This window comes from Micromonospora sp. KC213 (assembly GCF_004348325.1).
Classification (GTDB): domain Bacteria; phylum Actinomycetota; class Actinomycetes; order Mycobacteriales; family Micromonosporaceae; genus Micromonospora.
In genome coordinates this window covers 17930-28490 of sequence record NZ_SMKF01000067.1, presented here as the reverse complement: position 1 = coordinate 28490, position 10561 = coordinate 17930, and the positions used below count along the sequence as shown (strand labels likewise).

The 10561-nt window shown below is 72.1% G+C and carries 11 protein-coding genes; 7 read left to right on the top strand and 4 right to left on the bottom strand.

Annotation, left to right across the window (positions count from 1 at the left end; translation table 11 throughout):
• Window positions 1-32: 32 nt before the first annotated feature.
• The gene (locus E1166_RS15725; RefSeq protein ID WP_132269851.1) at window positions 33-443 is read left to right on the top strand and encodes a DUF5319 domain-containing protein; all 411 of its coding nucleotides are present in this window, start codon (window positions 33-35) and stop codon (window positions 441-443) included.
• Between the two features lie 15 nt (window positions 444-458).
• Here E1166_RS15725 and E1166_RS15720 read toward each other — a convergent pair whose 3' ends face one another.
• Window positions 459-1280 (bottom strand): helix-turn-helix transcriptional regulator, encoded by an 822-nt coding sequence (locus E1166_RS15720; protein WP_132269849.1) that lies wholly within the window; start codon window positions 1278-1280, stop codon window positions 459-461.
• A 252-nt stretch (window positions 1281-1532) separates the two neighbouring features.
• On the opposite strand from E1166_RS15720, the gene E1166_RS15715 reads away from it, so the two are divergent.
• The gene (locus tag E1166_RS15715; RefSeq protein WP_132269847.1) at window positions 1533-1916 is read left to right on the top strand and encodes a WhiB family transcriptional regulator; all 384 of its coding nucleotides are present in this window, start codon (window positions 1533-1535) and stop codon (window positions 1914-1916) included.
• An 81-nt stretch (window positions 1917-1997) separates the two neighbouring features.
• On the opposite strand, the gene E1166_RS15710 is transcribed toward E1166_RS15715, so the two are convergent.
• From E1166_RS15710 to groES, 3 genes are all read right to left on the bottom strand, one after another.
• Window positions 1998-3743 (bottom strand): molybdopterin-dependent oxidoreductase, encoded by a 1746-nt coding sequence (locus E1166_RS15710; protein WP_132339634.1) that lies wholly within the window; start codon window positions 3741-3743, stop codon window positions 1998-2000.
• Window positions 3744-3930: 187 nt separating this feature from the next.
• A complete protein-coding gene (gene groL / locus E1166_RS15705) occupies window positions 3931-5571 on the bottom strand; it encodes a chaperonin GroEL (protein WP_132339632.1) in 1641 nt (546 codons plus the stop codon).
• 70 nt (window positions 5572-5641) lie between these two features.
• Window positions 5642-5956, bottom strand: a complete 315-nt coding sequence (gene groES, locus E1166_RS15700; RefSeq protein WP_089005269.1) for a co-chaperone GroES — start codon at window positions 5954-5956, stop codon at window positions 5642-5644.
• A gap of 495 nt (window positions 5957-6451) precedes the next feature.
• Here groES and E1166_RS15695 point away from each other — a divergent pair, with 495 nt between their 5' ends.
• The 5 genes from E1166_RS15695 to E1166_RS15675 all read left to right on the top strand — a co-directional run bounded on the left by E1166_RS15695 (window position 6452) and on the right by E1166_RS15675 (window position 10555).
• Complete coding sequence (locus E1166_RS15695; protein ID WP_243710370.1) at window positions 6452-7252, top strand: helix-turn-helix transcriptional regulator; 801 nt, start codon at window positions 6452-6454, stop codon at window positions 7250-7252.
• Window positions 7243-7431, top strand: coding sequence for a DUF397 domain-containing protein (locus E1166_RS15690; protein ID WP_132339630.1), 189 nt, complete (start codon window positions 7243-7245; stop codon window positions 7429-7431). The genes E1166_RS15695 and E1166_RS15690 overlap by 10 nt, the downstream gene beginning before the upstream one ends.
• A 43-nt stretch (window positions 7432-7474) precedes the next feature.
• Window positions 7475-8695 (top strand): methyltransferase domain-containing protein, encoded by a 1221-nt coding sequence (locus E1166_RS15685; RefSeq protein ID WP_132339628.1) that lies wholly within the window; start codon window positions 7475-7477, stop codon window positions 8693-8695.
• Window positions 8696-8699: 4 nt separating this feature from the next.
• Window positions 8700-9182, top strand: a complete 483-nt coding sequence (ybaK, locus tag E1166_RS15680; protein WP_132339626.1) for a Cys-tRNA(Pro) deacylase — start codon at window positions 8700-8702, stop codon at window positions 9180-9182.
• Window positions 9183-9454: 272 nt separating this feature from the next.
• Entirely contained in the window at window positions 9455-10555 is a 1101-nt protein-coding gene (locus E1166_RS15675; protein WP_132269831.1) for a sugar ABC transporter substrate-binding protein, read from the top strand.
• Window positions 10556-10561: the final 6 nt, after the last annotated feature.

Sequence of the window (10561 nt, the reverse complement as noted above, 5' to 3'; positions counted from 1 at the left end):
CGTCCGGGGCCTGCGGGGACTACGGTGAGGGGGTGCACGACGAGCCCATCGACCCGTTCAACGGCGACCCGGCCGATCCGGCTGCCAGCCTGCACGATCCGCGTGACGAGGATCAGCTCGACCCGCTGACCGAGGCCGAGCGCCAGGACGTGCTGGAGGATCTGGCCGACCTGGAGATCTACCAGGCCCTGCTGGCGCCGATCGGGGTGCGCGGGCTGGTCATCGAGTGCGAGGACTGCCGTGAGCCGCACTACTTCGACTGGGACCTGCTCCGGGGCAACCTGCGCCACCTGCTGAACTCGGGCCAGCCCCGGGTGCACGAGCCGGCGTACGACCCGGATCCGGACCACTACGTCACCTGGGAATACGCGCGCGGCTACGCCGACGGCGTACACGACACGCTGACCGAGGCCGCCGAGGACGACGGGACCAGCGGCGACTGACCGCGCCGCGACAGCTCAGGCGACCAGGCCGGCGCGGAAACCGGCGGCCACCGCGTGCGCCCGGTCCCGGGCGCCGAGCTTGCGGAACAGCCGGCGGGCGTGGGTCTTGACGGTGTCCTCGGAGACGAACAGCTCCCGCCCGATCTCGGCGTTGCTCTTCCCCTCGGCCATGCCGAGCAGCACCTGCAACTCCCGTTCGGTCAGCCCGACCGCGCCGCGTCCGCCCCGGGTGGTGGGTCCGCCCCGCTGGCCCGCCGGCACCGGGGCCTCCGCCTCGGCGGTTTCCGCCTCGACCTCGTCGTCGCCGCGCTGCACCGGCACCACGGCCGGGGTGCCGCCGGGCCCGTCGCCCACGGCTGACCAGCCGGGCCCCGGCTTGGTCGGGTTCCGGCCGGCGGTGGGCCGGGGCGGCGCGCCGACCGCCGCGGTGTCCCGCGCCGGGTCGGTCACCCGGTGACGGTTCGTGCGACCGGGGGCGGAGAGCAACAGCAGGGCCTTGGCCACCGCGCTGGTCAGGTCGTGGTCGGTGCCCTGGATCAGGCCCCGGGCACCGGCGCTGATGGTGGCCGCCGCGGCGTCGGACTCCTCCGCGCCGAGCAGCAGCACCGCGGCCTGGGGCGCGCGGGCCAGCACCCGGCGGACGAACCCGGCGCTGTCGGGTCGGGTGAGGGCGGTGTCGGCGAGCACGACGTCGACCGGGCGTTCGGCGAGCCGCAGCATCACCTCGGGGTCGGAGACGGCCGTCCGCACGACCGCGGCCAGGCCGAGCCGTGTGGCGGCCGACGTCAACTGCTGCGCGGCGAGCGGTGTTCGTACACAGACGAGAACGTTACGCACTGTGGTCTCCTCTCCGCAGAGAGCAGACCATGGCCGGGTCTCCCGGGGAGGAGGTTCCCGGCAATCCTCCGAACTTTTCCGACATATGGGGCATTTGCCGCGAGTTGCCGTGGTTTTCGATCACACACGTGTGAGCCGGGTAAAGCTCGGGTACCGAGACGCCAGGCCGGATACGGTGCGCCTGCGCGGACACCACCCGGACGCCGGTTCAACGAGGATCTTCCGCGGTGCCGCGCGGGAGGAGGGGTGCTGATGTCGAACGTACGTAGACTGCCCGGACCCATCGTCGACCTGTGGGACTGGCAGCGGCTGGGCGCGTGCCGAGGCCGCGACAGCGCCCAGTTCTTCCACCCGGACGGCGAGCGCGGCTCCTCACGCCTGCGCCGCGAGTCCGGCGCCAAGGCAGTTTGCCGCGCCTGCCCCGTCCGGGCCGAGTGCGCCGCCCACGCTCTCTCCGTGCGTGAGCCGTACGGCGTCTGGGGCGGGTTCAGCGAGTCCGAGCGACTGCGCCTGCTCGCCCTCGGCTGGGAGGACCTCGCCGACCGCCGCCAGACCCGGGTCGACATCGCCCGGCTGGAGGCGCGGCTGGGCCACCCGCACAAGTCCGCCGTACCGGAGCAGCGCAAGATCGCCTGATCCCGACCGCCACCCGCCGGCGCCGCGTCCCGCACCTCGGACGCGGCGCCGCCACGTCACGGATGTACGGGCCCCGGTGCCTCAGCGGACGGTCACCGTCACCGTGTGCCAACCGGTGGCACCATCGGGGGCGACCGGCTGCTCCTGCCCGGTCTGGGTCGCGCCGGTGGCATCGGTGGCCCGGACCTGGAGGGTGTGCCGGCCCGCGGTGGCCGTCCAGCGCCACGACCACTGCACCCAGGTGTCCACCGAAACCGTCGGGGCGAGCGTGGCCTCCCGCCACGGCTCGTCGTCGACGCGCACCTCCACCCGGCCGATGCCGCGGTGCTGTGCCCAGGCCACCCCGGCCACCATGACCGGCCCGGCGGTCAACCGGTTGCGTGGACGCGGCGTGTCGATCCGGGACTGGGTCTTCACCGGCCCCTGGGCCGACCATCCGCGGGGCACCCAGTACGCGTCGAAGTCGGCGAAGCTGGTCAGCTCCAGCTCGGCCACCCACTTGCAGGCCGAGACGTACCCGTACAGGCCGGGCACCACCATCCGGACCGGGAAGCCGTGCGCGACCGGCAGCGGTTCGCCGTTCATGCCGACCGCCAGCAGCGCGTCCCGCCCGTCGCGCAGCACCGCGGTCGGGGTGCCGCAGGTCCAGCCGTCCACCGAGCGCCCCACCACCTGGTCCGCGCCCGCCTCCGGCTCGACCTCGTCCAGCAGCTCGCCGATCGGTACGCCCAACCAGCGGGCGTTGCCGATCAGATCGCCGCCCACCTCGTTGGAGACGCAGGCCAGGGTCACGTACCGCTCGACCATCGGTCGGGCGAGCAGGTCGGCGTAGCTCAGCTCGACCGGGCGACGAACCCGCCCGTGGATGCGCAGCCGCCAGCTCTCTGGGTCCACCTGCGGCACCACCAGGGCCGTGTCGATCCGGTAGAAGCCGCTGCCGGGGGTGACGTACGGGGCGAGCTGCGCCAGCGACAGGTCCGCACCGGCCGGGACAGCCGGGGCCGGGGAGACCGGGGCGGGCAGCCGGACGCCCCGCCGGGCCGCCGACACGTCACGCCGGCCGGCGAGCCAGTGCCCGCCCACGCCGGTGACCGCCGCCGCGCCGGCCAGCACACCCACACCGCGCAGGAACCGCCGCCGCGCCTGCGGATCGATGCCGCCCACCGGCGTCGGCCCGTCCGTTGCCCGTCCCCCTGGGTCCCGCGCGCCACCAGCCGCCGGCACCCCGCCGGGCGCCTCCGCCGGACCGGCCGCCGGCACCGCGCCGACGGCCTCCACGCCACGTGGGGTTTGCCGCGCCCCCGCAGCGGCGTCCCACGGCAGCTGACCGGCCGACCGCCCGGCGGCGGCCGGGGCTGCTGGGGGCGTCGGTGGGGTCCACGGCCACGGGTCGATCTCCAGCGGCCCGGCCAGGAAGGCCCAGAGCGTCAGCGCGCCCAGTCCCCCGCCGACCAGCGCGGGCAGCGCGTCGGTGGCGTCCGCGCCGGCCCGGCTGAGCGCGGCGGCCACCCCGAGGATGGTGAAGGCCGCGACACCGGCCAGGCCGAGCCACAGTCGACGTACCGCCGCCCGCCCGAGCAACGCGGCGGCGGCGGCCAGCAGCAGCGCCGTCCCGACCAGCAGGGCGATCTTGTCGTACCGGCCGAAGACGGCGATGGCGAACTGCTTCAGCGGCTCGGGGACGACGTCCACCACGAGCCCACCGACGGCGATCAGCGGCGCCGACCGGGGACCGGTGAGGACCGCCACCGGCTCGGCGGCCCCGATCGCCACCACCGCGGCGGTGATCCCGGCCAGTGCGGCCAGGCCGCGAGGGGTGCTGCTCATCAACCCAGTCTGATCGGCCGGCCGGGTGCTGCGCCAACCACGTCAGCGTTCCGTAACCAACGCCGGGCACCGCTTGACGCTCGCCTGCGAGACGCCGCGGGCGGCGGGACGGACCCGCCCTGACAGACGCCGAAGGGCGCACCGTCGCGATGACGGTGCGCCCTTCGTCTGCCGTGTGGTCGGGTCGTCAGAAACCCGGACCGTGCTGGTGGCCGTGGCCGTGGCCGTGGCCACCGGCGGCGGCCGGCTCCGGCTTCGCCGGCTTCTCCACCACGAGGCTCTCCGTGGTGAGCAGCAGGCCGGCGATCGACGCGGCGTTGGTGACGGCGTTGCGGGTCACCTTCACCGGGTCGATGATGCCGGACTTCACCAGGTCGACGTAGCTGCCGGTGGCGGCGTCGAGGCCGTGGCCCCACTCCTTGCCGGCGACCTTCTGCACCACCACGTAGCCGTCGTGGCCGGCGTTCTGGGCGATCCAACGCAGCGGCTCGACCAGCGCCTTGCGCACGATCGACACACCGACCTTCTCGTCGCCGGTGAGGCCCAGGTCATCGTCGAGCGCCGGGAGGATCTGGGCCAGGGCGGCGCCGCCGCCGGGGACCGTACCCTCCTCGACCGCGGCCTTGGTCGCGGCGATGGCGTCCTCGATGCGGTGCTTGCGCTCCTTCATCTCGACCTCGGTCGCCGCGCCCACCTTGATGACCGCGATGCCGCCGGAGAGCTTCGCCAGCCGCTCGGCCAGCTTCTCCCGGTCCCACTCGGAGTCGGACGCCTCGATCTCCTTGCGGATCTGCGCGACCCGGTCGGCGACCTCGGCGGCCTGACCGCCACCGTCGACGACGGTGGTGTTCTCCTTGTCGACCACGACCCGCCGGGCGGTGCCGAGCACCTCCAGGCCGACCTGGTCGAGCTTGTAGCCCAGCTCCGGGGCGACCAGCTCGGCGCCGGTCAGGATCGCCATGTCCTGGAGCATCGCCTTGCGGCGGTCGCCGAACCCGGGGGCCTTGACCGCGCAGACCTTGACGGTCTTGCGGATCGCGTTGACCACCAGGGTCGACAGCGCCTGGCCCTCGACGTCCTCGGCGATGATCAGCAGCGGCTTGCTGTTCTGGAGAACCTTCTCCAGCAGCGGCAGCAGCTCCTCGATCGCCGAGATCTTCTGCGTGGTGATGAGGATGTACGGGTCCTCCAGGACCGCCTCCTGCGCCTCCACGTCAGTGACGAAGTTCGGCGAGATGAAGCCCTTGTCGAACTGGAGACCCTCGGTGACGTCGAGCTCGGTCGTGAGCGCGGAGCCCTCCTCGACGGTGATGACACCGTCGCGGCCGACCTTCTCCATCGCCTCGGCGATCAGCTCGCCGATGGTGGCGTCCTGCGCGGAGATCGTCGCGACGTTGGCGATCGCCTCCTTGCTGGAGACCTCGACGGCGCGGCCGAGCAGCGCCTCGGAGACCTTGGCGGCCGCCGCGTCGATACCCCGCTTGAGACCGGTCGGGTTGGCCCCGGCGGTCACGTTGCGCAGGCCCTCGCGGACCATCGCCTGGGCCAGCACGGTGGCGGTGGTGGTCCCGTCGCCGGCGACGTCGTTGGTCTTCGTCGCCACCTCCTTGACCAGCTGCGCGCCGAGGTTCTCGTACGGGTTGGTGAGCTCGATCTCCTTGGCGATGGTCACACCGTCGTTGGTGATCGTCGGCGCACCGAATTTCTTGTCCAGGACGACGTTGCGCCCGCGCGGGCCGAGGGTCACCTTGACCACGTCCGCGAGGGCGTTGACACCGTGCTCCAGCAGGTGCCGGGCGTCGTCCGAGAAGCTCAGGATCTTCGCCATGTATGTCCCTTCGAAGCGACGGTGCCCCGGCCCGGCGAGCCGGACCGGGGCAACGACACTGATCGGTTGCTTACTTCTCGATGACCGCGAGGACGTCACGGGCGGAGAGCACCAGGTACTCCTCGCCGGCGTACTTGACCTCGGTGCCGCCGTACTTCGAGTAGAGGACGGTGTCGCCGACCTTGACGTCGAGCGGCACGCGGTTGCCCTTGTCGTCGATCCGGCCCGGGCCGACAGCGAGGACGGTGCCCTCCTGCGGCTTCTCCTTGGCGGTGTCGGGGATCACGATGCCCGACGCCGTGGTGGTCTCAGCCTCGTTCGCCTGGACCACGATCCGGTCCTCGAGCGGCTTGATCGCAACCTTGGTCGCGGTAGTCACGGGCATACCCTCCTGGGGTACTGGTTTCGTAGCCGGACGGCGAGGCCGACCAGCGTCAATCTGCCACATGCCACCGGGCGGGGCCGTCGTCGCGGGTGCCGGTCCGCCTGGCGTTCAGCCTCCGCGCCGAAAGGCCCGGAAGCTGGCACCCTCAGGGTGAGAGTGCTAATCGCAGGTTATTCCTCGGCTAGCACTCCGTCAAGGAGAGTGCCAACGCACGTCCTCGTGTCGCCGTCACGCCGGGCAGGACCCCACCCCGTTTGCAGGGCTTCCGCACCTTGACCCACTTCGATCTCCGCATGTCGCGGTGTCCGCCCGCGACAACACCCCCACCTACCGCAAGCGGAGTGGACCGAGCCACCGCGACCCCACCCCGGCCGAATCGCCGTGCCGCCACAGTTCCGCCAGTCGTCACCGCGACATGCCGACAAGCCCTCGCCACAGGGTGGCCGGATCCCTACGGTCGGTGGCCGCTGCCGAAGCCGTGGAGAGGAGAGACCGGTGTCCCGGATACCGACACTGACGTTCCTGCGGGCCCAGCTACGCCGGGCCCGCCAGGCGCAGGGACTCAGCCAGGAGGAACTGGGCAAGCTGGTCAACTACTCGTCGTCGCACGTGAGCGCGGTCGAGCTGGGCCACGCCCCGGTCACCCCGGACTACCTAGCCCGGCTGGACCGGGCGCTGGACACCGGCGACCTCTTCGGCACCATGCTGGAGCTGATCCGGTTCCACGCCGCGCCCGACTGGTTCCGCCCGTGGGAGGAGGTCGAGCGGGAGGCGACCTCGCTGCGCTGGTACGACCCCACGGTGATCCCCGGGCTGCTCCAGACCGAGGCGTACGCGCGGGCGATGCTCGCCCTGGGCGGCGAGCTGACCGCCGACGAGGTCGAGGCGCGGGTGGTGGCCCGGCTGGCCCGGCAGGCGGTGCTCGCCGGCGACCGGCGGCCCCAGTTCGTCGCCGTGCTGGAGGAACAGGCGCTGCGCCGGCAGGTCGGCGACCGGGCCGCCATGGCCGAGCAACTGGAACACCTGCTGACCGTCGCCGCCGAGCCGAACGTGCAGGTGCGGGTCGTGCCGGCCGACGCCCCCTGGCATATCGGGCTCCACGGGGCGTTCATCCTGGCCCGGCTCGACGGCGGCGTCGAGCTGGCCCACCTGGACAACCAGCTCCGGGGGCAGACCGTGGACAGCCCGAACGACATTGCCGCCCTCGGCCGGCGCTGGGAGACTGTGAACGCCGAGGCGCTGCCGCTGGGGCAGTCCACCCGAATCATCATGGAAGTGGCGAAGACATGGACCTGACCCACGCCACCTGGCGCAAGTCCTCCCGCAGTAACGCCAACGGCGGCGCCTGCGTCGAGGTCGCCGCCAACCTGCCCGGCGTCGTCGCCGTCCGGGACAGCAAGGACCCGGCCGGCCCGGTGCTCGCGTTCGCCCCGTCGAGCTGGCGGGCCTTCGTCGCCACGACCCCCACGCGCTGACACCACCGCCAGCCACTGCGGGCCGGGCCGGGACAATGGCAGGGTGGATCTCGACCAGCTTGCCGCGCTGCGTACCCCCGAGGGGTCGGCAGCGCTCGCCGCGGCGACCGAGCTGGCCGGCGGCGACCCGCTGACCGCGGCGGCCGCGCTCCGCTCGGCCGGGGTGCCGGCGGGGCTGGCCGCCGCCGCGCTCACCCAGGCCGAGCTACGCCGACGGGCGGTCGGGAAGTTCGGCGCCGAGGCCGCCGGCATGTTCCTCACCCGGGCCGGGCTGGAACAGGCCACCCGCCGGCCGGTCGCACAGCGGCGGGCCGACCGGTTGCGCGCCGCCGGCGTGCGCAGCCTCGCCGACCTCGGTTGCGGCATCGGTGCCGACGCGCTCGCCGCCGCCCGTGCCGGCATCCGGGTGTACGGAGTGGAGGCGGATCCGGTCACCGCCGCGATGGCCGCCCTGAACGCCGGGGCCGCCGGGCTGGCCGAACTGTTCACCGTGGAGGTCGGCGACGCGATGCGGTTCGACGTGTCCCGGGTGGAGGGTGTCTTCTGCGATCCGGCGCGACGGCGGGCCGGTACCGGGCGACGCGTCTTCGACCCGAACCTCTACTCCCCGCCCTGGGACTTCGTGACCAGCCTCACGGAGCGGGTGGCGTACCCGGTGGTGAAGGTCGCCCCAGGCATCGACCACGCGCTGATCCCGGCCGGCGCGGAGGCGGAGTGGGTCAGCGTGGACGGCGACCTGGTGGAGGCGACGCTCTGGTGCGGGCGGCTGGCCGAGGTGCCCCGCCGGGCGAGCCTGCTGCGCGGGGACATGGTCCACACCCTCACCGGTTCGGGGGACGCCGAGGCCCCGGTCGGGCCGGTGCGCCGTTACCTGTACGACCCGGACGCGGCGGTGGTCCGCACGCACCTGGTCGCCGAGTTGGCCGAGGCGCTGGACGCCACACTGGCCGATCCGACCATCGCCTACCTGTACGCGGACACCCCGTCCGCCACCCCGTTCGCCCGCTGCCTGGAGATCACCGATGTGCTGCCGTTCTCGCTGAAGCGCCTCCGCGCCCTGCTCCGCGAGCGTCACGTCGGCCGGGTGGAGATCCTCAAGCGAGGTTCGGCGCTGGAGCCGGAGAAGCTGCGACGCGACCTGAAGTTGGCCGGCGGCAACGCGGCGAGCCTGGTGCTGACCAGGATCGCCGGTGCGCCGACGACGCTGGTCTGCCGCCCCGCACCGGCGGGCGGTGGCCGGGCGGGTACCACCGGGTTAGCGTGACGCCATGGCGGGACAGAGCACTCCGGCGACGGCGCTACTGGCGAAGCGGAGGATCGCGCACCGCGTCCATCCGTACCAGGTCCCAGCCGACGCGCCGAACTATGGCGCGCTGGTCGCGGCGGCCATCGGAGCTGCTCCGGAACGGGTCTTCAAGACGCTGGTCTGCGAGGTCGACGGCGCGTTGACCGTGGCGGTCGTGCCGGTCACCGGCGAGCTGGACCTGAAGGCCCTGGCGACGGCGGTCGGCGGGAAGCGGGCGGTGCTCGCGGACCGGCTGGTCGCCGAGCGGGCCACCGGCTACGTCCGTGGCGGCATCAGTCCGCTCGGCCAGCGCAAGCGGCTGCCCCTCGTGCTGGACAACTCCGCGCTGACCCACGACACGGTCTTCGTCAGCGCCGGCCGTCGTGGCCTGCAGCTGGAACTCTCCCCCGGGGATCTGGTGACCCTGACCAGCGCCACCCCCGCTCCCATCGCCAGCCATCCCTGACCCCCAACCGGCGGGTTGATCATGAAGTTGCGGCCTGAGTGGCGATCAACTCCACCGCCAACTCCATGATCAACGCAGGGGAAGGGGAGGGTCACCCAAGGTGATTGCGGGTGTATGTCCGGTGGGACATAACCACGTTGCTGAATTGTTACCGCAGCCAACAATCTTCTGACCTCGACGGGCTTGCGGGCGACTGGTGGGCGGGAATACGTTGCCGGGCACAACAAACACGGCATGTTCTCTCCCCCAAGAACCCGAAAGGACCCGTGCAGATGCGCAAGGGCTTCCTCACCTTCGCCGCCGTGGGCCTGCTGGCCACTGGCAGCATGGTCGCCTGCGGCGACAACTCCGGCAGCAACGAGGCCGGCGGCAGCAACGACAAGAAGCCGAAGATCGGCGTGATCCTTCCGGACAGCAAGTCCTCCGCCCGCTGGGAGGGCGCGGACCGCAAGTTCCTGGAGGAGGCGTTCAAGGCCGCGAACGTCGACTACGACATCCAGAACGCGCAGGGCGACAAGGGCGCCTTCCAGACCATCGCGGACCAGATGATCACCAACGGGGTCACCGTTCTGATGATCGTCAACCTGGACTCCGGCACCGGCAAGGCCGTCCTCGACAAGGCCAAGTCGCAGGGTGTCGCCACCATCGACTACGACCGCCTCACCCTCGGCGGCTCCGCGCAGTACTACGTCAGCTTCGACAACGAGGCCGTCGGCAAGCTGCAGGGCGAGGGCCTGGCCAAGTGCCTGACCGACAAGGGCGCCAAGAACCCGGCGATCGCCTACCTGAACGGGTCGCCGACCGACAACAACGCCACGCTGTTCAAGAGCGGGTACGACTCGGTGCTCAAGCCGAAGTTCGACTCGAAGGAATACACCAAGGTCGCCGACGACTCCGTGCCGGACTGGGACAACACCCAGGCCGCCACGATCTTCGAGCAGCAGCTCACCAAGGCCGGCGGCAAGATCGACGGGGTGCTGGCGGCCAACGACGGCCTCGGCAACGCGGCCATCTCGGTGCTGAAGAAGAACAAGCTCAACGGCAAGGTCCCGGTGACCGGCCAGGACGCCACGGTGCAGGGCCTGCAGAACATCCTCGCCGGCGACCAGTGCATGACCGTCTACAAGGCGATCAAGGAGGAGGCGAAGGCCGCCTCCGACCTGGCCATCGCCTTGGCCAAGGGCGAGAAGAAGGAGACCGGTCAGACGGTCAAGGACCCGGAGGGGGGCCGTGACGTGGACGCCGTCCTGCTCACCCCCAAGGCCATCTACAAGGAGAGCGTCAAGGACGTCATCGCCGACGGATTCGTCACCAAGGACGAGGTCTGCGCCGGCGAGTACGCCAAGCTCTGCGCCGACGCCGGCATCAGCTGACCCGTA

Coding starts and splice junctions, on each gene's coding strand:
- E1166_RS15715 (WP_132269847.1), top strand. CDS start 1,533: ATGTCGAACGTACGTAGACTGCCCGGACCCATCGTCGACCTGTGGGAC.
- E1166_RS15710 (WP_132339634.1), bottom strand. CDS start 3,743: ATGAGCAGCACCCCTCGCGGCCTGGCCGCACTGGCCGGGATCACCGCC.
- groL (WP_132339632.1), bottom strand. CDS start 5,571: ATGGCGAAGATCCTGAGCTTCTCGGACGACGCCCGGCACCTGCTGGAG.
- groES (WP_089005269.1), bottom strand. CDS start 5,956: ATGCCCGTGACTACCGCGACCAAGGTTGCGATCAAGCCGCTCGAGGAC.
- E1166_RS15690 (WP_132339630.1), top strand. CDS start 7,243: ATGGACCTGACCCACGCCACCTGGCGCAAGTCCTCCCGCAGTAACGCC.
- ybaK (WP_132339626.1), top strand. CDS start 8,700: ATGGCGGGACAGAGCACTCCGGCGACGGCGCTACTGGCGAAGCGGAGG.
- E1166_RS15675 (WP_132269831.1), top strand. CDS start 9,455: ATGCGCAAGGGCTTCCTCACCTTCGCCGCCGTGGGCCTGCTGGCCACT.